Origin of the sequence: Cryobacterium inferilacus, from assembly GCF_019599185.1 — a bacterium.
In the GTDB taxonomy this organism is placed as follows: Bacteria; Actinomycetota; Actinomycetes; order Actinomycetales; family Microbacteriaceae; genus Cryobacterium; species Cryobacterium inferilacus.
In genome coordinates this window covers 154228-178203 of record NZ_JAIEUL010000004.1, presented here as the reverse complement: position 1 = coordinate 178203, position 23976 = coordinate 154228, and the positions used below count along the sequence as shown (strand labels likewise).

Annotated in this window: 17 protein-coding genes; 10 read left to right on the top strand and 7 right to left on the bottom strand. The window is 69.0% G+C overall.

Features of this window, described 5'->3' with window-relative positions:
* The first annotated feature begins 78 nt into the window (after window positions 1-78).
* The 3 genes from K2F54_RS05730 to K2F54_RS05720 are packed head-to-tail and all read left to right on the top strand — an operon-like array spanning window position 79 to window position 7216.
* A complete protein-coding gene (locus tag K2F54_RS05730) occupies window positions 79-5214 on the top strand; it encodes a PKD domain-containing protein (protein ID WP_220604888.1) in 5136 nt (1711 codons plus the stop codon).
* Window positions 5211-6128: a glycosyltransferase family 2 protein gene (locus tag K2F54_RS05725; protein ID WP_220604887.1), complete on the top strand. Its 918-nt coding sequence runs from the start codon at window positions 5211-5213 to the stop codon at window positions 6126-6128. The genes K2F54_RS05730 and K2F54_RS05725 overlap by 4 nt, the downstream gene beginning before the upstream one ends.
* 2 nt (window positions 6129-6130) lie before the next feature.
* Window positions 6131-7216: a glycosyltransferase gene (locus K2F54_RS05720; protein ID WP_308287535.1), complete on the top strand. Its 1086-nt coding sequence runs from the start codon at window positions 6131-6133 to the stop codon at window positions 7214-7216.
* On the opposite strand, the gene K2F54_RS05715 is transcribed toward K2F54_RS05720, so the two are convergent.
* The 7 genes from K2F54_RS05715 to K2F54_RS05685 are packed head-to-tail and all read right to left on the bottom strand — an operon-like array spanning window position 7109 to window position 15572.
* Entirely contained in the window at window positions 7109-8269 is a 1161-nt protein-coding gene (locus K2F54_RS05715; protein WP_220604885.1) for a glycosyltransferase family protein, read from the bottom strand. The genes K2F54_RS05720 and K2F54_RS05715 overlap by 108 nt on opposite strands.
* Window positions 8269-9762: a tyrosine-protein kinase domain-containing protein gene (locus tag K2F54_RS05710; RefSeq protein ID WP_220604884.1), complete on the bottom strand. Its 1494-nt coding sequence runs from the start codon at window positions 9760-9762 to the stop codon at window positions 8269-8271. Before K2F54_RS05710 ends, K2F54_RS05715 begins: the two co-directional genes overlap by 1 nt.
* Window positions 9741-11003, bottom strand: coding sequence for a glycosyltransferase (locus K2F54_RS05705; protein ID WP_308287534.1), 1263 nt, complete (start codon window positions 11001-11003; stop codon window positions 9741-9743). The genes K2F54_RS05710 and K2F54_RS05705 overlap by 22 nt, the downstream gene beginning before the upstream one ends.
* Window positions 11000-11959: a glycosyltransferase family 2 protein gene (locus K2F54_RS05700; RefSeq protein ID WP_220604883.1), complete on the bottom strand. Its 960-nt coding sequence runs from the start codon at window positions 11957-11959 to the stop codon at window positions 11000-11002. The genes K2F54_RS05705 and K2F54_RS05700 overlap by 4 nt, the downstream gene beginning before the upstream one ends.
* Window positions 11943-12761 (bottom strand): CDP-alcohol phosphatidyltransferase family protein, encoded by an 819-nt coding sequence (locus K2F54_RS05695; RefSeq protein ID WP_220604882.1) that lies wholly within the window; start codon window positions 12759-12761, stop codon window positions 11943-11945. The genes K2F54_RS05700 and K2F54_RS05695 overlap by 17 nt, the downstream gene beginning before the upstream one ends.
* The gene (locus tag K2F54_RS05690) at window positions 12758-14008 is read right to left on the bottom strand and encodes a DUF1972 domain-containing protein (RefSeq protein WP_220604881.1); all 1251 of its coding nucleotides are present in this window, start codon (window positions 14006-14008) and stop codon (window positions 12758-12760) included. Before K2F54_RS05690 ends, K2F54_RS05695 begins: the two co-directional genes overlap by 4 nt.
* Window position 14009: 1 nt before the next feature.
* A complete protein-coding gene (locus K2F54_RS05685) occupies window positions 14010-15572 on the bottom strand; it encodes a sugar transferase (RefSeq protein WP_220604880.1) in 1563 nt (520 codons plus the stop codon).
* A gap of 510 nt (window positions 15573-16082) precedes the next feature.
* Between K2F54_RS05685 and K2F54_RS05680 the strand changes: the two genes are divergently transcribed.
* The 7 genes from K2F54_RS05680 to K2F54_RS05650 all read left to right on the top strand — a co-directional run bounded on the left by K2F54_RS05680 (window position 16083) and on the right by K2F54_RS05650 (window position 23954).
* Entirely contained in the window at window positions 16083-17159 is a 1077-nt protein-coding gene (locus K2F54_RS05680) for a Gfo/Idh/MocA family protein (protein ID WP_220604879.1), read from the top strand.
* Window positions 17160-17228: 69 nt separating this feature from the next.
* Complete coding sequence (locus K2F54_RS05675; RefSeq protein WP_220604878.1) at window positions 17229-18224, top strand: NAD-dependent epimerase/dehydratase family protein; 996 nt, start codon at window positions 17229-17231, stop codon at window positions 18222-18224.
* Entirely contained in the window at window positions 18221-19372 is a 1152-nt protein-coding gene (locus tag K2F54_RS05670) for a DegT/DnrJ/EryC1/StrS family aminotransferase (protein WP_255576734.1), read from the top strand. The genes K2F54_RS05675 and K2F54_RS05670 overlap by 4 nt, the downstream gene beginning before the upstream one ends.
* On the top strand, window positions 19365-20006 hold the full coding sequence (locus tag K2F54_RS05665) for a NeuD/PglB/VioB family sugar acetyltransferase (RefSeq protein WP_220604877.1): 642 nt from the start codon (window positions 19365-19367) through the stop codon (window positions 20004-20006). Before K2F54_RS05670 ends, K2F54_RS05665 begins: the two co-directional genes overlap by 8 nt.
* Window positions 20003-21145 (top strand): DegT/DnrJ/EryC1/StrS family aminotransferase, encoded by a 1143-nt coding sequence (locus K2F54_RS05660; RefSeq protein ID WP_220604876.1) that lies wholly within the window; start codon window positions 20003-20005, stop codon window positions 21143-21145. Before K2F54_RS05665 ends, K2F54_RS05660 begins: the two co-directional genes overlap by 4 nt.
* Window positions 21142-22374, top strand: coding sequence for a glycosyltransferase family 4 protein (locus K2F54_RS05655; protein WP_220604875.1), 1233 nt, complete (start codon window positions 21142-21144; stop codon window positions 22372-22374). The genes K2F54_RS05660 and K2F54_RS05655 overlap by 4 nt, the downstream gene beginning before the upstream one ends.
* Window positions 22374-23954 (top strand): lipopolysaccharide biosynthesis protein, encoded by a 1581-nt coding sequence (locus K2F54_RS05650; protein ID WP_220604874.1) that lies wholly within the window; start codon window positions 22374-22376, stop codon window positions 23952-23954. Before K2F54_RS05655 ends, K2F54_RS05650 begins: the two co-directional genes overlap by 1 nt.
* Window positions 23955-23976: the final 22 nt, after the last annotated feature.

The window sequence follows — 23976 nt, the reverse complement described above, 5'->3', positions numbered from 1 at the left end:
GAGATGAGTGTTCGTCATTATGCTCGCAGCGAGCACCGGCCACCCGAAGGTCGTTGCCAGACTCGAACTGAGGCGTCAATGGGTGCTGCGTCCCCCCTTTCGTTCCGATCCGTTTCCCCGAACCGTGCCGCCAGGAAGCTGCTGATCTCCGCCGGCACCGTCATCGCCCTGGTCGGCGGCCTGCTCGTGCACACCGGGCTCGGTGCAGCGCCGGCGCGGGCCGACACCGCGCCGGACTCGGCCGCCACCGCGCCGACGGTGGCGGCAGACTCCCTGCCGACGACGCAGATCAACGGTGTGGCGTGGGCCCAGCTGATCGTGGGCACGACGGTGTTCGTCGGAGGCGAATTCACCTCGGCACGACCCGCCGGCGCCGCTGCCGGCACTGGGGAGGTGGTCCGGAACAACCTGTTGGCCTACGACCTGACGACCGGCGTGCTGAAGGCATCCTTCAACCCGAACGTCAACGGGGCCGTGCGCGCCCTGGTCGCCTCACCCGACGGCAGCCGGCTGTACGTCGGCGGCGCGTTCACCAGCATCGGCGGCGTCGCCCGCTACCGGCTGGCCGCCCTGAACACCTCAACGGGTGCGCTGGTCTCCTCCTGGAGCCCGCAGGTCAACGCCAGGGTCAACGCTCTCGGAATCAACGGCTCGACGGTGTATGCCGGCGGCATTTTCTCGTCCGCCAACGGCGTCGCCCGCTCGAAGATGGCCGCATTCTCGACCGCTGACGGGGCAGTGCTGCCCTGGGCCGGCAACCCGACCGGTGGCAACGTGCATGCCCTCACCGTGTCCCCTGACGGGTCAAAGGTGGTCATCGGCGGCGGCTTCACCGCGTACAACGGCGGTTCCGACCCCGGTTACGGCATGGCAGCGACGGATGCGTCCACGGGCGCCTCGCTCCCGTGGAAGGTGAACTCTGTGGTGCGGAACGGCGGCCTGAACGCCGCCATCCTCAGCCTCACGTCGTCCACGGACGGTGTGTTCGGCACCGGCTATGTGTTCAACGGAGCGGGGAACTTTGAGGGCGCCTTCCGCGCCAGCTGGGAAGACGGCACCCTGATCTGGCTGGAAGACTGCCACGGAGACACCTATTCCGCCGTTCCGGCCCAGGGAGTCGTCTATACGACGGGACACCCGCACTACTGCGGCAATATCGGCGGCTTCCCCCAGACCGACCCGTGGACGTATCACCGCGCCCTCACCTTCGGAATGCCGGCCACCGGAACCATCACCCCCGACCCGCACGGCTACTACAACTTCGCCGGCAACCCGCACCCGGACACCCTCACCTTCTATCCCGACATCAATACCGGCACGTACACCGGCCAGGGCCAGGGGCCCTGGCACGTGGAAGCCAACGACGACTACGTCGTCTACGGCGGCGAATTCACCATCGTCAACAACAAGCGCCAGCAGGGCCTCGCGCGTTTCGCCACCTCGGACATCGCACCGAACAAGGAAGGTCCACGGCTCAGCGGCGCCGACTTCGTTCCGGCCGTGGCGTCCTTCGTCGCCGGCAGCGTCAGGTTGAGCTGGCCCGCCAACTACGACAGGGACAATGAGCACCTCAGTTACGAGGTACTGCGCGACGGGGTCTCGGTGACAACCCTGGTCGCCTCGTCCACCGTGTGGAACCGGCCGGCCATCGCCTGGACCGACACCGGGCTCACCCCTGGTGCGTCCCACTCCTACCGGCTCCGGGTGACCGACCCGTTCGGCAACGAGCGCATCGGTAACTCGGTGCCGGTGACCGTCGCCGAATCCGGAACCCTGAGCGACTATGCCGAGACTGTCCTGGCCGACGCCCGTTCCTACTGGCCCCTCGGGGAGGCATCCGGCACAACGGCATTCGACTGGGCCTCCGGCACGGACGCCACCGTCGGCGCCGGCGTCTCCAGGGGGACAGCGGGCGCGGTGCTCGGCGGCTCGACGACCGCGTCCTCGTTCGACGGTACGACCACCGGCGTCGCGACCGCCAACACGGCCGAGCAGGCCAGCGACACGTTCACCGTCGAGGCCTGGGTGAAAACCGAGAGCACCAAGGGTGGAAAGATCGTCGGTTTCGGCACCAGCAACACCGGTACCTCGTCGTCCTACGACCGGCACGTGTACATGGACAACGCCGGCCGCATCTGGTTCGGTGTCCACCCCGGCAGCGTCCGCACCGTCAACAGCACGACCTCATACAACGACGGCCAGTGGCACCAGGTGGTGGCCACACTGGGCGCGGCGGGCATGACGCTCTATGTGGATGGCGCCAAGGTTGCGCACCGGGGCGACGTCACGACCGGCCAGGCCTATTCCGGCTACTGGCGGATCGGCGGGGACAACCTGGGCGGCTGGACCAACCGGCCGACCTCCAACTTCATAGCGGCCGACATCGACGAGGTCGCGGTCTACGACACGTCGCTGACCCTGGCCCAGGTGATCGACCACTACGAGGCCTCCGGCCGGGTGTCGTCCGCGCCGCAGGCACCTGCCGACCCGTACGGCACCGCCATCTATAACGCGGAGCCCGACCTGTACTGGCGGTTGGGCGAGGGTTCAGGCACCGTGGCGGCCGACTCCTCCAGGTCGGCAAGCCCAGGCAGGTATTCCGGCACGGTCACCCAGGGCGCATCCGGACTTGTCGGCCGCACGCACGACACCGCGGCAGCCTTCAACGGCGGGGTGGTGAGCAGCACCGTCCAGGTCACCGATCCGCGGGTCTACTCGCTCGAGGCGTGGTTCTCCACCACCACGAACCAGGGCGGAAAGATCATCGGCTTCGGCGATGCCCAGACCGGGCTGTCGGGGAACTATGACCGGCACGTCTACCTGCAGGACGATGGCCGACTCGTGTTCGGCACCTGGACCGGCACGGCGAACACCATCACGACGGACACCGCGTACAACGACGGGAAACGGCATCACGTCGTGGCGGTGCAGTCCGCCACCGGAATGCGACTCTACGTCGACGGGGGGATCGTCGGCACGCATCCGCAGACCGCCGCACAACCCTACGCCGGCTACTGGCGGGTCGGTGGCGATCCCACCTGGGGTTCCAGCAGCCCGTACTTCGCCGGCACCATCGACGAGGTCGCGGTGTACTCCCGCGACATCGGTGCCCCGGTGATCCGCAACCACCACACCACCGGCACCGGGGGCGAGCCGGCCAACACATCACCGATGGCATCGTTCACTGCCGCGGCCGACCAGCTGAGCGTGACCGTGGACGGATCGGCATCCGCCGACGCCGACGGAACGATCACCGGCTACGACTGGTCCTGGGGTGACGGCGAGACGACGACCGGACGCACCAGTTCGCACACCTACGCCGCAGCAGGCGATTACCCGGTCACCCTCACCGTGACGGACAACGCGGGTGCCACCCACGCAGCGACCCGAACCGTGACCGTGGCGGCAGCGGAGAATCAGCCGCCGACCGCGGACTTCACCGTGACCCCTTCTGGCCTGCAGGTTGCCGTGGACGGGGCAGCCTCTGCCGACCCGGACGGCAGTATCGCCGAGGTCGCCTGGGCCTTCGGCGACGGAGGGACGGCCACGGGCGCAACCGCCACGCACACCTACTCCGTCGCCGGCGATTACCCGATCACGGTCACGGTGACCGATGACGACGGGGCCACCGCCACCGCCACCAAGACGGTGACCGTGGCCGCCGCACCCGGCGGCACCGCCTACGCCACGGATGCCTTCGAACGCACTGTCGCCGGGGGCCTCGGCGCCGCCAGTCCCGGTGGGGCCTGGACGGTGACGGGCAGTACCGGCAACTACTCGGTGTCACAGGGCGAGGCCCGGCTGAGGGCGGCTGCCGCCGGCGCCACGGTTGCCGCAACGCTGCCGGACGTCTCCGCGACCGACACCGAGGTGCGGGTGAACCTCGCCCTCCAGCAGGCCGCGACAGGCTCAGGCGCTTACCTGTCGGTTCTGGGGCGGAAGGTGGGCAACGACGACTACCGGGCCAGGGTCAAGCTGACCGCGACCGGCGCCGTGCAGCTGCAGCTCCTGCGCGGCGGCACCAGCCTGCGGGCCTCGACCATACCCGGCCTCGACTACGCCACAGGCGACAAGCTCAACCTGGTGATGCAGACCACCGGAACCGCACCGACGACGCTGAGCGCAAAGGTCTGGAAGGTCGGCACGACAGAGCCGACCGGATGGCAGGTGACCACCACCGACTCGACCGCGGCCCTGCAGAAGGCCGGTGCCATCGGGCTGTCCCTGTACCTCGGCGGCAGCGCGACGACGGTACCGGTGACCATGGCGATTGACGACCTGTGGGCCGGTCAGGCGACGGCGTCACCGCCGCCCCCTCCACCCGCCAACGTCGCCCCGACGGCCGCGTTCACCGCCACCGCGAGCGGGCTGACGGCGGTGCTGGACGCCGCCACATCCAGCGACCCCGATGGCACCATCGCCGGCTACGCCTGGACCTTCGGTGACGGCGGCGAAGCGTCCGGCGCGCAGGCGTCCCACGAGTACGAGGCGCCGGGAGACTACCCGGTGACGCTCACGATCACCGACGATGACGGGGCGACAGCCAGCGCGACCCAGTCGGTCACCGTCAGTGCTCCGCCAGAAGGCGGCGACCTGGCCGGTGACGCGTTCGAACGCGCCGTCGCCACCGGCCTCGGCACGGCGGACGTCGGCGGAGCGTGGACGACGACGGGCGCGGCGGGGAACTACACGGTTGCCCAGGGCGCGGCCACGCTCCGCTCACCGAAAGCGGGCGCCACCGCAACGGCCCGGTTGCTGGGTGTGACCTCGACATCCACCGACGTGCGCGTGGGCGTGTCCGTTCAGCAGCCGGCGACCGGGACAGGCACCTACCTGGCGTTGCTCGGCCGCACGGTCGAGAACGACGACTATCGCGCCAGGGTGAGGCTGAACGCCGACGGCACCGTGATCCTGCAGCTCTTGCGCGGGGGGACCGCACTGCGTTCCTTCCCCGTGCCGGGCGTGACGCCGGCGGTGGGCGATCAGCTCACCCTGCGCCTGCAGGTCACCGGAACCGCTCCGACCAGCCTGCGCGCCAAGGTGTGGGCGACGGGCCAGAGCGAACCGTCGGCCTGGCAGGTCGAAACCACGGACACCACCCCCGCATTGCAGGGGCCGGGTGGGCTGGGAATCTCCCTCTATATCGGCGGAACAGCGACAAACGCGCCGGCAACGGCCCGGTTCGACGACCTCGTTGCGGGGGTGCTGCCATGACCGATCGTGTCACCATCGCGGTCCTCACCTACCAGCGGCCGCGAGACCTGGCCGAACTCCTCCCGGCGTTGGTCCGTCAGGCGGAGGAGGTGGACGCCGCCGTCGACATCCTCATCGTCGACAACGATCCGGCCGCCGGCGCACGCGAACAGGTCCTGCGGGCGGGAGCGGATGCGCCCATCCGCTACCGGCACGAACCCGCTCCCGGTATCGCCGCCGCCAGAAACCGGGCCCTCGACGAGTGCACGGCCCGCTGGTTGATCTTCATCGACGACGATGAACGCCCCACCCCGGAGTGGTTGACGGCGCTGCTCGCGGCGCAGGCGAGCCACCGGGCGGTAGCCGTGGTGGGACCCGTCGTCTCGCGGTACGACATCACGCCCAGCCGGTGGGTGGAGGCCGGACGGTTCTTCGAGAGGCGTCGGATGGCGACGGGGACTCCCGTGACCGTCGCCGCCACCAACAACCTGCTGCTCGACCTGCACTGGGTGCGCCGCAACGGGCTCAGGTTCGACACCCGCTTCGGCCTCACCGGAGGCTCAGACTCGCTCTTCACCCGCCAGCTGCACGAGCGCGGCGGACGGATGGTCTGGTGCGACGAGGCGGTGGTGATCGACGTCGTGCCCGCGAAGCGGCTCACCAGGGAGTGGGTGTTGCGCAGGGCCTACCGGATCGGCAACGCGTCAAGTCGCGTGCGCCTGAACGGGCGCACCGGTGGCCAACGGCAGCTGCTGCGCCTGGGCTTCGCCGCCGGAGGCGCACTGCGGGTGATCGCGGGAAGCCTCCGGGCTCTGGCCGGCCTGCTGACCGGTCGGCTCGGCCACCGCGCTCGCGGCACGCGCACAGCGGCCAGGGGCGCGGGGATGCTGTCAGGCGCGTTGGGGTCCGTGTACAGCGAGTACTCCCGGAGCTGATGGTGGGCGCGATACTCGCAGACCGGGCCCGGCTCTACCAGACCGTGCGCAGTGCACACCTGGAACGCGCCAGACAGCTCGCCCCGGCCACCATCCTGCACCGCGGAACGCGGTACGACTTTGATGCGGCGCTCGCCGACGGACTCGACCTGGTTGCGGCGGGGCCGGTGCGGGCGGCCTGGCTGCTCGCCCGGTCGTCGGTTCGACAACTCGAGGTCAACGAGCCGCTCATGATGCTGAGCCTGCGCCGCACCGCGCTGGCGATCGCCGCCCTTCGAGCGCGCGCCCTGATCGGCGGGCCGCGAGTGCGTTGTGTCAGCTATGCCATTGAGAACGCCAATCCGTTGGGGCGGCCGGTTGCCGGATGGGCGGCACGGATGCGCCGCATCGAGCAGCGGACGCTGGCCCGCTTCGTCTGGTCTTCCCTCGACAGTGTCGCCTTCGGCACCGACGCCGCGCGGACCCTGTATTCCTCAGCGCTGCCGGCCCGATCGGGACCAGGTCGCAGCATCGTGATCCCGGCGCTGCCGGCTGCCTGCGACTGCCAGGGTGAGGCCCGCGACGATGTGCCCCGAGTGCTGTTCCTGGGCGCGTTGGCCGAAAGGAAAGGGTTCCCCCTGGTGCTCGCGGCCTGGCCGTATTTAAAGGTACGGATGCCGACCGCGCGCCTGACCGTCGTGGGGACCGGTGCGTTGGCGGACAGCGCCCGCGCGGCCGCCGCGGCCGACCCGACCATCGAGGTGATCATCGCACCGTCTCGAGCCGACATCCATTCCCAGCTGCGCCGCAGCCGGGTGCTGGTGCTGCCGTCGCAGCCCGCGCCTGGCTGGCGAGAACAGGTGGGCCTGCCGATCTGCGAGGGGCTCGCGCACGGCTGCAGCATCGTGACGAGCACCGAAACCGGGCTTGCCGGATGGCTGGAAGCCCACGGGCACGGCGTGCTCGCACCGGGGGAGCCCGCCGGGGTGCTGGCAGACGAACTAGTGGCGGCCCTCCGGCTGGACCGGTCCGCCGCCTCCGTGCTCGATGACCTCCCGCACACCGATGGTCGTCTCGCTGCCGACGACTGGCTGTTCGACCACTCCTGAACCGGCGGCCTCTGGGCTGTGGTCGGCCGGCGCCGGTGAACTGCTCGCCCGCAGGGCCTGGGCGTATGCCTGGCGGTGCGCGGCGGCGATGACCGGCCAGGCCCTGGCGCTCAGGTCAGGGCGGGCATCCGCCTCCCGCGGGCTGAAAGCCCGCACCCGTCGGAGAGCATCGCGGAGCACGTCAGGGGTCATCACACCGCGGTAGGTGTGTACCCAGCCGTGGCCCACCTCGCGACGCAACGCCTCGGTCACCGGGTTCGCCGGCACGAGGATCGGACGGGCGAGGGACAGGGCCAGCAGTGCGGCGCCGGAATTGTGCATCTCCCGGTAGGGCAGCACCACCAGCTCGGCTCGGCCGATTTCGGCGGCGAGGTCCCTGTCGCTGGCATGGCCGAGGGCCACGGCGACGCGGTCATCCGCGGTGGCCGAGAGGAGGACTTCCGCGCCGATGTCGGCACTCGTGGCCCGACCGACCACCCGCAACGAGAGGGCGTCGTCGTCCGGCCCCGTGGTCAGCCCGGTGAACGACTGAATCAGGCCGGGGACGTTCTTGTACGGGCGGATCAAACCGAAATAGACCAGCCGGCCCGAGACCGAGTCGGGAACCGTGGCACCCGCGAACCACTCTCGGTAGTCACCGTGCACGATCGTCAACGCGGGAGCGCCCGCCGGAGTCGGCGTGCTCGGATTCAGCCTGATCCACAACGACGTGGCCCCGTCGAAGCGCTCCAGCAGCCGACGCTCCACCCGTGGCCCGTTTTCGTGGCTGCGCAGGTTGTGCACGGTACGCACGACCGCTATCCGCTTGTGACTGAGTCGGAGTCGGAGCAGAAGGGCCCGGAACAGCACCCGCCTGGCCCGGCTGCGCCACGGGCTGGTGCCGTGCAACAGGGCCTCTGGCCAGTGCGCGTGGAAGACGTCGTACCGCTGGGTGAGTGCCCGGCGCCAGGTGAAGCCCAGCACCACCGGCTCCGGGGCCAGCTGGTCACAGAGCTGCACCAGGTAGGGGTTGGTGGTGGTGCGGCCCGCCGGGAAGGATTGGAGGACGCGCATCAACTCACCGTGGTCTTGTCCGTCGTCTTCGCTTCACGGCGGGTGGCCGGCAGCGGGCCGGGACGGTTCGGGCGGGAAACGGCGGGCACGGCGATGGCCGGAGGTGCCGGCGGGACGTGCTCAGCGGACGAGGACGCTCCAGGGGCGGTCTCCGGGAGGTCCGCAGTCCCGTAATAGGCCTGCTGTCCGCTCTCCTTCACCTGGTTGAGCACGATCCCCAGCACCGTGGCGTTGACGTTTTCCAGCGACGCGATGGTGTCCTTGAGCTGGCTGCGACGGGTCTTGCGGTAGCGGGCCACGACGATGGCTCCGTCGGCGATGTGTGCCAGGCCCAGGGCATCCGTTGTCGCCAGCAGCGGCGGTGAATCGATGACGATGTAGTCGTAGGACTCCGCCAGGGTGCGGATCAGGGTGCGCATGGCGTCGGAACTGAGGAGCTGACCGGGGTTGGGGGGCAGAGCCCCTGCTGACAGCACCGACAACGTCGGGCCGAGGGGCACGATGGCCTCCTCCGCGGAGATCGCACCGACGAGGACCGTGGTGAGTCCCACGTCCGGCTCGACGCCGCAGACATCCGCGATGCTCGGTCGCCGCAGGTCCGCGTCGATGAGGAGCACCCGCGGGGAGCGTTCCGCCAGGGCCAGCGCGAGGTTCACGGCCGTCGTGGACTTGCCGTCGCGGGTCACAGAGGAGGTGACCACGATCGTACGCGGGCGATGATCGACATCGATGAACTCGAGGTTGGTCTGGATGCGCCGGTACGCCTCGGCCGCCGTGCTCCGCGGCATCACCCGCATGGTGATTCCGGCCGGATCCCGGCGTCGTTTCATCCCCACCTTGCCGAGGAGCGGCGCGTAGGACACCCGGGTCAGGTCCTTCTCATCCCGTACCCGGGTGTCGAGCATGTCGCGCAGAACGGCGAACGCCGCACCCAGCGCCAGGCCGAGGAGGGCCCCGGTCGCGGTCAACAGCACCAGGTTGGGGGAGAACGGGTTCAGCGGGGGCTGCGCCGTCGACACGGATTCGACGGCGATGGACGGAGCTCCGGACGGGCCCTCAGGGGCCAGGTCCTGACCGACGGTGGCGAGGGATCTGGTGATGGCGTTGGCGATTGTTGCGGCCTGATCTGGCGACCCGTTGACCACGGTCACCTCGATGATCACCGTGTTCAGCGGGGTCGAAGCGCTGACCTTCGCGGCGAGGGCGGCCGGGGTGGTGTCCAGCTGTAGATCGTCGATCACCGGTTGCAGCACCGCCGGCATTGTCGCCAGCTGTGAGTACGACTGCACAAGCTTTTCGGTGAAGGTGAAGCCCTGCACCAACTCGTTGGTGGTCTCGCCGCGGGGGCTGGATACGAACACGCTGCTGGTCGCACGGTACATCGTCGGCAGGGTGGAGGCATAGGCGTAGCCACCGAGGCCGCCCAGGATCCCCAGCAGCAGGACGACCTGCCACCGGCGGATCACGCTCCTCAGATAGTCGACCGATTCCATGGTGCCTTCCCCTCGTTGAGTGATGATGCGAGCACGGTGACGTGCGCAGAGCCGGCCGGACGGCCGGAAACTGTGAAGCCGGCTGCGGCCGGGTGCTGGGCGTGGTTGACCGCGTCCCTGATCGCCGAACGGTACCCCGCGAGGGCGTGCCGGTCCCGGGCCAGGAACTGGTCGGTGACGGCCGCCAACCGCTCGTGCGGCCAGTCCCGCACGATCCGGGACACCGCGTCCGCGATGGCGGACGAGTCACCCGGCGGTACCCGGAGGGTCGAGGCGAAACCGGCCGATGCCTCCCGCAGCCCCGACGTGTCGCTGACGACCACCGGGCGGGCGGCCAGGGTGCCCTCCACCGCGGTGTTGCCGAAGCCTTCTTCGAGTACCGACGGCACCAGGAGGATGTCGGAGGCGGCCAGGAACGGCCAGACGTTGCGCTGGTAACCGTGGAAGTGCACGCAGTCGTCGAGACCCTCGGCGTGCACCAGCTGGTGCAGCCGGGTGAGGTACCACTCGTAGCCGGGGAACACATCGCCGACCAGGTGGAGTTCGGCCGCGTGACCGCTCGACCGGTATCTGGCCAGTGCCCGGACCGCGACGTCGACGCCCTTCCGCTCCGAGAGCCGGCCGACGTAGACCAGGCGAACCCGATCGGTCAGAGCGGCTCTGGCCGGTTCCGGATGCTGGGGGCCCGCGATCGGGTTCGCCACCACGGTCGTTCGCCGGTGGAGGGCGGGGAACGATTCCGAGACGACGTCCCGGCAATGGTCGCTGTTGGTGATCACGCTCGCACAGAGCAGCAGGGGAGTCGCCAGGGCCCGGCGGATGAGGCCGGGCGCGTTACGTTCCGCCTCATGGATGTGGGCGATGACCGGCAGGCGGCCCAGGCGGGCCAGCAGCACCCAGAGTGGCAGGGTCACGGTGTTGACGTAGACCACGTCTGGGCGGGTGCGGAGCAGCACGCCCACCCCGGCAAGAGCGCCGGCGACCGTGTCGCGGAGGAATGCCGCCGCACCGGCCGGGCGGAGGATGCTCTTGCGCAACACCGGGGTGCGGCAGAACACGGTGGTGGCACCGCGCCGTTCGAGTTCGGCCACCAACGGTCCGTCGCCGGGGAGGGCAACGGTCACGGTGCTCCCGGATTCGACGAGGGCGCTGACGGACTCGAGCATCACCAGGTCCGAGCCGTAGAGCTCCGCACCCGGGTGGGCGATGAGTACGGTCGTGGGCCGGTGGCGGGCTGTCACGATTCCTCCGTCACGGTCTCACGCCGTGTCGGCGACACGTGCGGGGTGCGCCGGTCGGTGCGACCGGTCAGGGCCACCACGGTCACAGCCGAACCGCGCGCCAGGCCGCGCAGGGCGGCCAGCAGCAGCGGTCCGGCGTGGCGCAGCAGGTCGCGCCGACCGCCGCGAGTGAGAACGTCGACCGCGTACCCCGGGCTGCGCAGGTACCAGCGCGCCAGCTGCCGACGGGTGAGGTGAGTCGCCGCGAACAGCATCCGATTGCGGATGTTGTAGTACACGTAGGCCGGTGACTTGCCTGCCCCGGCCTGCGTACCGCCGACACCGTGCACGACCGTGACATCCTGGCGCACGACGAGTGAGCCGCCGGCCTGGGAACACCGCCAGGACAGGTCGACGTCTTCCCAGTAGAGGAAGTACCGTTCGTCGAATCCGCCGAGCCAGTGCCACATCGATGCGTGCACCATCAGGCAGGCTCCAGTGAGCCAGCCGTCCGCCGCCGAACTGTCCGAATGAGCGCCGGCGCGGGTGCGCCCGGCCGCCACCTCGACGGTGCCGCCGGAGAACCAGAGGGTGCCGTTGGAGCGCACGATCCTCGGGCACTGCAGGCTGGCCGGGTCGGCGGCGCAGCCCTCGGCCAGCACGCGCACACCGGCTTCGTCGATGAGCGCGTCGGGATTCAGCAGCAGTAGCCGCTGGCAGCCGGTGGCGATCAGGTGGTTCGCGCCGGCATTCATACCCGCCCCGAAGCCGAGGTTCAGCGCCGGACCGATCAGAGTCCAGCCCTCTCGCTTTGCCAGCGCGGCGGTCGCCGCTCTCTGGGCGATGCCGGAGAAATTGTCGACCACGACAACGTGGTCGCGGCGGAGGTGCCGCGCCAGCGGGACGAGGTTCTCTTCGAGCAGCGTGGGGTAACCGTAGTTGACCACCACGATGCCCACGTCAACGGGCAGCGGCACCGTCGCCCCATTCCTCGGCCCGGTGCCGGGGACCGGTTCCCGGTTGGATCCGTGCGGGCGGGGTGCCGAGCGCGCGCATGTCCCTGAACCACTTGGCCAGCGCCAGGACGAGGTAGAGCAGGTTGGCGGCGAACAGGGCGGTGTAGGCGGCGAAGAACACCAGGGGGGCACCCAGCAGCACGAACGACAGGCACAGAATGCCATAGTCGGTCGGGAGGGCGAGGAGAGAACGCCCCGGCGAGCTCGGTGTCGACTTGTTCGCCGGGAACGCATATTTCGCTTTGAGCAGGTCGTTCAGGATCATCGCGAAGAACGCGACGGATGCCACCAGGGCGAAGCCGAGCGGTACCAGCAGCCAGACCGGTTGCAGCCCCGTGGGGTGGCGGAACAGCATCACCAGAACGGCGAGGTGCACGCTGGACATCTTCCAGGCGTCGACGACGTGGTCCAACCACTCGCCGGCGGGGCTGCCGCCGCCGCGGAGCCTGGCGAGTTGCCCGTCGGCGGAGTCGAGTACGTAACCGCCCGCCAATAGCAGCCACACGGCGAGGCCGGATGCGAGGCTCGGGGTGGCCAGCGCGAGCACCAGGACCCCGGCCAGGCTGAACCCGGCGCTGAGCAGGGTGACCATGTTCGGTGTCCAGCCGAGCCGGAAGGCCACGGCCGCCGGCACACGGCCGAGCGGCCGGTTCACGAACAGGGAGTAGGCCGGGGCGCCGTGCGCCGCGGTTTTCTGGGCGCCGGCGAGCTGGCGAACCACGTCGGCGAGGGTGAGCGTCTGAGCCGGGTTCGCGCTGGTCACAGTGACCCCCGCAGTGCTGCTGGCCGCTGGGCGGGCTCCGGCCGGTGCAGGGGGGAGCGGCCGGTGCGGCCGACGCTGACGCCCTGCGTGCTGTAGCCGGCGACGAGGCGTCTGGCCAGATCCTCGTAACTGTCGGTGACGTGTCCCCAGTTGTACAGGGCGCTGGCACGCCGTTGCAGGGCCTCGCTCACTTCCTCGGTGTGGTGCGGGTTGAATTCAGCGTCCTCGATCAGGGAGGCCAGGGTGGCCGAGTCGCGGAAGTAGGCGCCGTAGACGCCGAGTACCTCCCGGTTGAAGATGACATCCCAGGCGATGGCGGCGGTGCGAGCTCCCATCGCGCGCAACAGGGACGGGTTCGTGCCGCCGACCGAGTGGCCATGCAGGTAGCTCACCGAGTGGGCGTAGAGCTGGTCGAGCTGTTCCTGGTCCCACACCCCGCCGAGCAGGCGCACCCGGGGGTCGGCGGCGAGGGCGGCGATCCGGCGGCCGTGCACACCGGAGTAGATGGCGGATCCCACGACCACGAGGGGCAGCCGGGAGCTGCTGCGCAGGAATCCCTCGATGATCACGTCGACATGGTTTTCCGGCTCGAACCTGGCGACCACCAGGTGATAGCCGGAGGGGGAGAGCCCGAGCTCGCCGAGCCTGTCGCTGGGCGGGTTGTGCAGAACCCGGGTGCCGTAGCTGATCAGTTCGGTGGGCACCGCGAACTCGTCCCGGTAGTAATCGACGATGCCCTGGGCGTCAGCGATGAGTGCATCCGCGGAGCGCACCGACTGTTGTTCAGCCCACCGGTAATAGCGCCGAGCGGTGCCGCCCCACTTGTCGCGTTTCCACTCGAGGCCGTCCACGTGCACCGTCGTCGGGATGCCGCGTTGACGGAGCAGGGGAACGAAGGGTGCGTTAGCGGCATTGAACACGAACGCGGCGTCTGGGCGACGATGGGTGGTCACGTGGGCCACGGACAGAGCCGTGTGGCTGAGGGTCTCCAGGGCCTTCACGTGCATGGCCGGAAGGTGCACCAGCCGCATGCCGAGATGCTCAGTGCGTGCGGCGTCGGAGCCGGGAACGCCGGTGCGGCAGTAGACGGTCACGGCGTGGCCGCGGTCGACCAGGCGCCGGCCGATCTCTTCGACGGCTGTTTCGAATCCGCCATAGGCGGCTGGAACCCCGCGGGTACCGATCATGGCGATCCGCAGTGCGTTGGCGGGCTGTGACGGCGAGGCTGCGTCTGTCGGTGCGGTCATGTCAATATGCCCCTTGCGGTCGGATGATGATTTTGAAGGTTCGCCAGATGATCATGAGGTCGCCGGCCAGCGACCAGTTCTCGACGTAGTAGAGGTCAAGGCGCACGCTTTCCTCCCAGGTGAGGTTGGAGCGCCCGTTGACCTGCCACATGCCGGTCAGGCCGGGCTTGATGTACAGGCGCCGGTGCATGTGCGACTCGTAGTTCTCCACCTCGGCGGGAAGCGGAGGGCGGGGGCCGACCAGGCTCATCTGCCCGGCCACGATGTTCCAGAGCTGGGGCAGTTCGTCGAGGGAGTACTTGCGGAGGACCCGGCCGACCTTGGTGATGCGGGGGTCGCTCTTGATCTTGAACAGCAGGCCGGCGCCCTCGTTCTGATCGAGCAGTCCAGCGAGGTCGTCCTCCGCCGTGCGCACCATCGAACGCAACTTGAGCATGTGGAAAGTGCGGCCGTTGCGGCCCACGCGCTCCTGCCGGAACAGGACCGGCCCAGGGCTGTCCAGTTTGACCAGCACGCCGATCACCAGCAGCACCGGGCTGATCAGGAGAAGTGCGGCACCGCCGAGCGCGATGTCCAGGGCGCGTTTGAGGACGTGTTTCGCCCCGTCGTACTGCGGGATTTCCACGTGAATGAGCGGGAGCCCCTCCACCGGGCGGAAATGGATGCGGGGACCGGCAACATCCGTCAGCCGACTGGAGAGCACGAGCTCAGCCGAGGTCTTCTCCAGATCCCAGCCGAGATTGCGGATGAAGGTGTTTCCGAGGTGGGGATGCCCGGCCACGATGACCGCGTCCACCGCCAGGGCCTGGGCCGCGTTGGCCACGTGAGCGAAGTCGGCCACGACGGGCACTCGTTGCCCGACCGTGTTGACGCTCGTGCTGTCGCCGCCGTCCAGGGCCGCCCCGACCACCTGGTAGGCCGCTCCGGACTTGTCGTTGATCTGCCGGACGACGTATTCGACGTCCTCCCTGGCGCCGACGACGATGGCTCTGGCCAGGTAGTGACCGTACCGGCGCTGCCGGATCAGCCACTTCCGCCACAGCCACCGCTCGAAGACCAGCACGGCCAAGCCCAGGGGCAAGGCGAAGACGAAGTAGGCGCGAGCCGTATCCACCTGCAGGAGCAGGAAGAAGATGGCCAGCATGCCGAAGGCGAGGGCACTGGCGTTGATGACCAGCTTGTATTCGGTGGCGCCGACCCCGACGATGCGCGCGTCGCGGGTGCGGAAGGTGCCGAGGGTGACGATCCAGGTGACCGCCACGATGGTTGTGACCGCCCAGTGCTCCAGGGGAATCCGGCCCGCTCCCGGGACCGGATCTGCCAGGGCGAACCGCGCGAGGAAGGCCACCAGCACGGCGAGGGCGATGACCGTCGCGTCGGTCAGGGTGAGCCAGCGGCGGTACTGCCGTGCCCAGGCGGCACCGGACAGCCCGGTGACCGGGTCTGCGGTCGGCGCACTCGGGGCAGTCGGCGCGGGAAGCGCCGGCGCTAGGGGCGCAACCGGGCCGGTCGCAGCCGCCGGTCCGACCAGGCGCAGCGGGGTGCGGGGTGCCGCATCGGGCATCGAACCGGGGTAGGACGCACTGGGCTCTGATCGGCTCACCGCTGACCGCCCTCTGGCAGTGAATCCGGGCAGGCAAAGCGCGGGCCGCAACGGCCAGACGGGGGCTGTTGGTGTTTCTGGGGTCGACGAATAGGTCGACACGTCAAGAACGTGTTCACGGTGGTCCCCTGCAGTTCGGGTTTACAGGTTCGGGCGGGTGGAAGAACGTTGCTGTGGCCGGGTCTGTGGGTGGGTGGCCCACGGGGCAAGACCCGGATCGAGCGATGGTGACGGGTGTGACGGGTGTGAGTGAAGCTCAGCAACTCACGACGTGACCATACTCCGCAATCAGTTTTAAGCGCTGTGACCAGAACAGGGGCCAGTTTTCGGGCCGGCTTTGTACCCCCGGTTGGGGGACTGCGGGACGGCGGGGGCGGTGGCACTGTGCAGGTGAGCGACCCTCAGTTTTTGAGCGGACAGTGCTCGTGCCACCGATCACCAGGCAGAAACCATCAACCATTGGGGTTCACAGTGACCGACACGTTGCGGATCGCCGTCATCGGCGCGGGCTACTGGGGACCGAACCTGGTCCGGAACTTTCGGGCCAGCCCGCACTGGCAGCTCACCGCTATCTGCGACCTCGACGGCGACAGGGCCCAGCGCCTGGCCGGCCCAGGCGACGCGGTCCGCGTCACCACCTCCGTCGGATCCCTCCTGGCTGGCGGAGACGTGGACGCCGTGGCCATCGCCACTCCGGCGGCGACCCACCACGACATCGCGCTCGCCGCGCTCGCCGCCGGCAAGCATGTTCTGGTGGAAAAACCGCTCGCGGACACCGGGGAACGCGGCCGTGCGATGGTGCGGGCGGCGGCGGAGTCCGGTCTGGTGCTCATGACCGACCACACCTATTGTTATACCCCGGCGGTGCTCAAGATGCGGGAACTGATCCAGGGCGGTGAACTGGGCGACATCCTGTTCATCGACTCTGTCCGGATCAACCTGGGCCTGGTGCAGCCGGACGTGGACGTGTTCTGGGATCTGGCTCCGCACGACCTGTCGATCATCGATTTCATCCTCCCTGGCGGCCTGGACCCGGTCGCGGTCAGCGCCCTCGGCGCTGATCCGTTGGGCGCCGGCAAGTCCTGCATCGGCTACCTCACCCTTCCCCTGGCCAACGGGGCGATCGCGCACGTGCACGTCAACTGGCTGAGCCCCACGAAGATCCGGCAGATGATCGTCGGCGGCTCCCGACGCACCCTGGTCTGGGACGACCTGAACCCGCAGCAGCGCCTGAGCGTGTACGACCGCGGCGTCGACCTCGGCCTGCAGGTGCTCGACGGTGCGGAGCGACGCCAGGCGACCGTGTCCTACCGGCTCGGTGACACCTGGTCGCCGGCCCTGCCGGAAACGGAGGCGCTCGCCGCGATGGTGACCGAATTCGCCTCGGCCATCCAGGACCGGCGAGCCGCGGGCACGGATGGCGGCGCGGGCCTGCGGGTGCTCGGAATCCTCGAGGCGGCGAGCCGAAGCCTCGACGCCGGCGGCGAGGCGGTGCCCCTGGCGATCGACCGCGTGCCGGCGCTGGCAGGAGAAGCTGGCCATGGTTAGCGCGGGCAGTCGGCCCGTTCACGAGTTCACCTCAACACACTCTGGGAGCAGCACATGAATCCATTGCCCATGACGTCCTTCATCGGTGCCGATGTGCTGGTCACCGGCGGTGCAGGCACGATCGGATCGACCATCGTCGACCAGCTCCTCGACGCCGGCGTGGCACACGTCGACGTGCTCGACAACCTCGTGCGCGGTCGGCCGGCCAACCTCGCCGCCGCCCTCGGGTCCGGACGCGTCTCCCTCGTCGTGGGGGACATCCGCGACCGCGCTGTCGTGCAGGACGTGACCCGCGGCAAGGATCTGGTCTTCCATCAGGCCGCGATCCGGATCACCCAGTGCGCCGAGGAGCCCCGGCTGGCCCTCGAGGTGCTCGTCGACGGAACCTTCAACGTGGTCGAGGCGGCGGTGCAGCACGGAGTGGGCAAGATCGTGGCTGCCTCCAGCGCCTCGGTCTACGGTCTGGCCGAGAGCTTTCCCACACCGGAAGGTCACCACCACCACAACAACGACACCCTGTACGGTGCCGCCAAGTCCTTCAATGAAGGCCTGCTGCGCAGCTTCCGGGCCATGCACGGCCTCGACTATGTGGCCCTGCGCTATTTCAATGTCTACGGACCGCGGATGGACGTGCACGGCCTGTACACCGAGGTGCTGGTGCGCTGGATGGAGCGGATCGCCGACGGGAAGCCACCGCTGATCTTCGGCGACGGGCAGCAGACCATGGACTTCGTCTACACCGCCGATGTGGCCAGGGCCAACCTCCTGGCCGCAGCAGGCGACCGAACCGACGGCGTGTACAACGTGGCCAGCGGAACCGAAACGACCCTGCTGGAGCTCGCCGAGGCGCTCCTGGCGGTGATGGGCTCCGACCTGTCGGTGGAGCACGGGCCGGACCGCGCGGTCAATGGAGTGGCCAGGCGCTGGGCCGACACCCGAGCCGCCCGCGTAGACCTCGGCTTCGAGGCCGGCGTCGGGCTACACGAGGGCCTACGATCTCTGGTCGACTGGTGGCAGCCGCAGCGCGACGAGATCGCCGCCGGTCGGTTGAGCGTGGCGTCATGACCCGCATCAACGTGATGAAGCCGTGGCTGGGAGCGGACGAGATCCACGCGCTGACCGAGGTGATCGAGTCCGGCTGGGTGGCCCAGGGGCCGAGGGTCGCGCAGTTCGAGCGGGAGTTCGCCGTGGCGATGCAGGCAGACCACGCCGTCGCGACATCGAACTGCACCACCGCCCTGCACCTTGCTCTGGTCGTCGCCGGAGTGGGTGACGGAAACGAGGTCATCGTCCCGTCGTTCTCCTTCATCGCCACGGCCAACGCACCGACCTACGTCGGCGCGCTGCCGGTCTTCATCGACGTCGACCCGGTGACGGGATGCGTCACGGCCGAGGGAGTGGCCGCCGCGATCACCCACCGCACCCGTGCCGTCATCATCGTGGACCAGGGCGGTGTCCCTGTCGATTTCGGGGCGATTCGCACGCTGTGCGATCCGTTGGGCATCGTGGTGATCGAGGACGCGGCCTGCGGCGCCGGCTCGACCTATCGGGGCCGTCCCGTCGGTGCGGGCGCCGTGCTCGCGGCGTGGTCGTTCCACCCGCGGAAGCTGCTGACCACGGGGGAGGGCGGCATGCTGACCACCTCGAACGCTGGCTGGGCAGAGCGCGCCAGACGACTGCGGGAGCACGCCATGAGCGTGTCGGCCGCTGACCGGCAGACGAGCATTCTGGCACCGCCGGAAAGCTACGCGGAAATCGGATTCAACTATCGGATGACCGACCTGCAGGCTGCGGTGGGCATCGTGCAGCTGGGCCGGCTGCCGGAGATCGTTCGCCGGCGCCGGGAGATTGCGGCCGGTTACACCGCGGCGTTGGCCGGGGTCGGAGGCCTGCGCCCGGTCGGAGACCCCGGCTGGGGCACGTCGAACTTCCAGTCCTACTGGGTCGAGGTCGGCGTGGACTACCCCCTCAACCGGGAGGCCCTGCTGCTCCACCTGGCGGAAGCGTCGGTGTCCGCTCGACGCGGCATCATGGCCGCCCACCTCCAGCCGGCCTACGTCGGGAGCCCCTCGGTGCGTTCCCCGTTGCCGGTGACCGAGTCACTCACTGCGAACACCCTGATCCTGCCGCTGTATCACCAGCTCGACGCTGCCGATCAGGCCACCGTGATCGACGCACTGCTGGCTCCCCTCGCGGTGGTGCGACATGGCTGAGGTCCTGTTGGTCGCGGCGAGCGGGCTGGCGAGGGAGGCTCTGGCCGTGCTTCGACGTTCCGGCGAGCACCGCGTGATCGGCTTCCTGGACGACAACGCCAGCCTGTGGGGCAGAACACTCGACGGACTGCCGGTCCTCGGTGGAACAGACCACGTGGACGAGCATGCGCAGGCGCACCTGCTGATCTGCGCCGGGCGAGGGTCCGTGCGCGCGGCGATCGCGGCCAAGCTCGCCGCGAAGGGCCGAACGAAGGCCGACTACGTGAGCGTGGTCGACCCCAGCGTGGTGGTGCCGGTGGACTGCACCGTCGGCGCCGGAAGCATCCTGCTCGCCGGTGTCGTCCTGACCACGAACGTCGAGCTCGGCCGGCACGTCGTCGTGATGCCCAACGCCACGCTGACGCACGACGGCCTGATCGAGTCGTTCGCCACCCTCTGCGCCGGAGTCGCGCTCGGCGGACACGCCTGGATCGGGGAAGGCGCGTACCTGGGCATGAACGCGAGCGTGCGGGAAGGCATCAGGGTCGGAAAACGGGCGGTCCTGGGAATGGGCGCGGTGCTGACCCGCGAACTGCCGTCTGGACAAACCTGGGTCGGCGTGCCGGCCCGCCGGTTGGAGGTGGCGGCGTCATGACCGTCCCCTTCCTGAATGTGGCCGCCCAACAGGCCGAGATCGCCGACGAGGTACTGCCCGTCTGGCAGGCGCAGTTTGCCTCCGCCGCGTTCATCGGCGGGCCGGAGGTCTCCGCGTTCGAGCGGGAGTACGCCGCGTACATCGGCGTCCCGCACTGCGTCGGCGTGGCCAACGGCACCGACGCCGTCGAAATCGCCCTCCGCGCCGTGGGCATCCGCCCAGGCGACGAGGTCATCATCCCGGTCAACACCTTCATCGCCACGGCCGAGGCGGTCACGCGTATCGGTGCGGTGCCGGTCTTCGTCGACGTCGACCCCGAGTGCCTGCTCATCGACCCTGCTGCCGTCGAGGCGGCGATCAGCCCGCGTACCAGGGCGCTCGTGCCCGTGCACCTCTACGGTCAGACCGCGCCGATGGAGGCCCTCCTCCCGCTGGCGGCACGGCACGGACTGGTGGTCGTGGAGGACGCCGCACAATCCCAGGGGGCGTCATCGACCCTCGGCTCTGCCGGGGCGCTGGGCCACGTGGCCGCGACGAGCTTCTACCCGGGCAAGAACCTCGGTGCCGCCGGCGATGCCGGCGCCGTGCTCACCGCCGACCCGGCGATAGCCGAGTTCGTGCGCAACTTCGGCAGCCACGGCAGCACCGTGAAGTATGTGCACGACCGGGCGGGCGTGAACTCCCGCCTCGACGCGGTGCAGGCCGCCGTACTCAGGGCCAAGCTGCGCCGCCTCGACGGCTGGAATGCCGCCCGTCGGCTCGCCGCCGCTCGCTACGCGGAACTTCTCGCCGACATACCCGGCGTGCGTCTACCCACCAGCCGGGCAGGCAACGCAGACGTCTGGCACCTCTACGTCATCCAGGTCGACGACCGCGACCGGGTGCTGACGGGGCTCGGGGATGCGGGGATCGGCGCGGCCATCCACTATCCGACCCCCCTGCACCTGACGACCGCGTACGCCGACCCGGGCTATCCGGTCGGCCGGTTCCCGGTCGCCGAAGCGGCGGCCGATCGGATCCTCTCGTTGCCGATGTTCCCGCACCTGACGCCAGAGCAGCAGTCGCTCGTCGCAGCCGCGGTCACACGTGCCGTCACGAGCTCGGCCCTGGCCGAGGCCGCAAGCGGGGCAACACCGTGACCGAGGACTCGCCGCTGACCGTGTTGGTGCACCTCAACGCCCTTGAGCTGGGTGGCACCCAGATCAACGCGGTCGACCTCGCCGCCCAGATGCGTACCGAGGGGATCACCTCGATCCTGGTCGGCTCCCGCGACACCATTCCGGATGGGCCGTCCCTCATCGAGATCGCGGCAGCACGCGACCTGGAAATCTGCCTCTACGATCCTGCGCCGACCATCCTGGCCCGGGCGCACCAGATGACCGCGATCGCCAATCGTCACCTGGTCGACCTCGTACACGTCTATGGGTCATGGGGCGGAGGGGCGCGGCCCACATACTGGGGGCCGTCCAGGTTCGCGCGATTGCCGTGGGTGCAGACGGTGTACGAGATGAGCGTGTCGACGCAGATTTTCCGGCACATGCCGATGATCGTGGGAACGGGCTATCAACGAGACGAACAGCGTGCTCGTCCCGGTCGCACCATTCTCATCAGCCCGCCAGTGGACCTGACCGAGAATCATCCAGACGCGCAGGTCGGCAGGCAGTTCCGCACCGGTCAGGGGATCGAGGATGGACCGCTCCTGGTCATAGTCAGCCGGCTCGATACCAGCATGAAGACAGTGCCAGCGCTCGCCGCGATCGACTCCATGCGAGTGCTCGCCTCAGCGGGTGCTGCCCTGGTGATTGTCGGCACCGGCGACAATGTGGCAGCGATCCAGCGCAGAGCAGAATCGGTGAACGCGGATGTCGGCAGGAGCGTGATCCGGCTGCTTGGCCCGGCAGCGGACCCCCGGCCCGCCTACGCCGCAGCGGACATCGTGCTCGGGATGGGCGGTTCCGCCGCCAGGGCGTTGGCCTTCGCGAAGCCACTGGTGGTGCAGGGTGAAGCCGGATGGTCCTCACTTTTCGAACCGTCCTCGGCCGAGACTCTCGCACGATCCAGTTTCTGGAGTCCGGACGCGGTCCCCGATGCCGCAGCGCGCCTGGCGGCCATAATCACGCCCCTCCTCGCGGACCCAGAGCGACGCATGGAACTCGGCCGGTTCGGGCGGGCGTTCGCCGAGGAGCGTTTCGCCCTCGAGTCCATGGCCCGTCGCCTCAGCCACTTCTACAGGTCTGTCCAGGGCGAGTACACCCGCAGGGACTGGATCGCCGACCTTCCCTTCGAGGGGCGGATGCTGGGGGCGAAAGCGGCTCGAATGACCCGTCACGCCCTGCGTCTGCCGCCGGCAGCCGAGGTGGGAGTCTGATGGTCGATGCGGGCAAGAGGGCAACCCGCGCGGAGGGCATCGATACGCCAGAGACCGCGGCTCAGCGACTCGAGGCGTCGATCAACCCGAGCGCCCGGAGCGACGTCGGACGCCATGCTGCCTCGGGCATCCTCTGGTTGACAGTCCAGAAGTGGACTATCCGGGTGTTCGGGTTCGTGACGATTGCGGTACTCACCCGGCTGCTCACGCCGGCAGACTTCGGTACGGTGGCCGCGGCTTCGACGGTCTTGCCGTTCTTCTTCCTGCTGGCGGATCTCGGATTCGCGGCATACATCGTTCAGGTCGAGAAGGTCGATCGGCGCATGTTGAGTACCGCATTCTGGTTCTCGATGCTGGCAGGAATCCTGTTGTGCGGATGCGTGTATCTGGCGTCACCGCTGCTCGGCGCGATATTCGGGGCCGCCGGTGTTGTTCCGGTCCTGCAGGTGTTGTCGCTCTGGGTCGTACTCACCGCGGTCGGGTCCGTCCCGATGGCCTTGATGCGGCGCGACATGCGATTCGCGACGATAGCGGCCCAGGGCGCGACGGCAGCCATCATCGCGCAAATCGTTGCGATCATTGTGGCGCTGTCCGGGTTCGGCGTGTGGGCCCTCGTCGCCCAATCGCTGGTGGCCGCTGTGATCTCGACCGCTCTGGCCTGGTGGACGGTCACGTGGCGTCCGACGTGGCAATTCTCGAGAGTGGACTTCCACCGGATGGCCCGGTTCGGCGGGAAGGTCCTGGGCGTGGAGTGTGTGGCGCTGCTGCGCGCGTGGGGAGAGGCCGCTGTCATCTCTGCAACTCTCGGCCTCGCAGCACTCGGATACATGAACATCGCGCAGAGGCTCGTGCAAATCGTGCAAGACCTCACGGGAAGCGCGATAGTCCCCGTCACCAATGTCGCGTTCGCCAAGATCCGGGATTCCGCGTCGCGGCTGCGTGACGCGTATGGTCGGGCTCTGAGCGTCACGTATGCTGCGCTGTCCCTGCCGCTCACCACGGTCGCGGTCACAGCACCTCTGCTGATTCCGATCGTCTTCGGCGAGGGGTGGGAGCAGAGCTATCAGATTGCCCAGGTCCTCGCGCTCGCCGGCACGCTCTCCGTCGGTGCGTGGCTGGATCACGGTTTGTTCTACGGGCTGGGCAGACCTGGCACCTGGTTCGTGTACGCCCTGATCATAGATCTGCTGACCTTCGCGACCACGCTGTTCACGGTGAGATGGGGACTTGTCGCCGTCGCCGTGGGGTTTCTCTGCGTTGCAGCGGTCGCCACGGTGGTTCGCTGGTTCCTGGTCGCACGTGCACTCACGACGACGCCGTGGACGATTGCACGTCCGTTCGTCTATCTCGCCGTCGTCGTCAGTTGTATGGGGGCGGCTGGATGGGCGGCACGGATCTGGACCGATGCGCTGTCGCCGTGGCTCTCGCTCATCGTGATCGGGTTCGTGATGTTCGCCGTGCACGCCGGTATCACCCTGCTCATGGCCCGGCCCGCTATCCGGGAAGCGTTACGCATCGTGAGCCGGTTCGGGTTCAGTTCACGGGTGCCCTTCCTCGCCCGGCTGCGAGAGCAATCATGACCGCGTCATCGAGGTCGGCTCG

Bases quoted from the DNA above. Each gene is read 5' to 3' on its own strand.
- K2F54_RS05730 (WP_220604888.1), top strand. From the start codon at position 79: ATGGGTGCTGCGTCCCCCCTTTCGTTCCGATCCGTTTCCCCGAACCGT.
- K2F54_RS05725 (WP_220604887.1), top strand. From the start codon at position 5,211: ATGACCGATCGTGTCACCATCGCGGTCCTCACCTACCAGCGGCCGCGA.
- K2F54_RS05715 (WP_220604885.1), bottom strand. From the start codon at position 8,269: ATGCGCGTCCTCCAATCCTTCCCGGCGGGCCGCACCACCACCAACCCC.
- K2F54_RS05710 (WP_220604884.1), bottom strand. From the start codon at position 9,762: ATGGAATCGGTCGACTATCTGAGGAGCGTGATCCGCCGGTGGCAGGTC.
- K2F54_RS05690 (WP_220604881.1), bottom strand. From the start codon at position 14,008: ATGACCGCACCGACAGACGCAGCCTCGCCGTCACAGCCCGCCAACGCA.
- K2F54_RS05685 (WP_220604880.1), bottom strand. From the start codon at position 15,572: ATGCCCGATGCGGCACCCCGCACCCCGCTGCGCCTGGTCGGACCGGCG.
- K2F54_RS05675 (WP_220604878.1), top strand. From the start codon at position 17,229: ATGACGTCCTTCATCGGTGCCGATGTGCTGGTCACCGGCGGTGCAGGC.
- K2F54_RS05670 (WP_255576734.1), top strand. From the start codon at position 18,221: ATGACCCGCATCAACGTGATGAAGCCGTGGCTGGGAGCGGACGAGATC.
- K2F54_RS05665 (WP_220604877.1), top strand. From the start codon at position 19,365: ATGGCTGAGGTCCTGTTGGTCGCGGCGAGCGGGCTGGCGAGGGAGGCT.
- K2F54_RS05660 (WP_220604876.1), top strand. From the start codon at position 20,003: ATGACCGTCCCCTTCCTGAATGTGGCCGCCCAACAGGCCGAGATCGCC.
- K2F54_RS05650 (WP_220604874.1), top strand. From the start codon at position 22,374: ATGGTCGATGCGGGCAAGAGGGCAACCCGCGCGGAGGGCATCGATACG.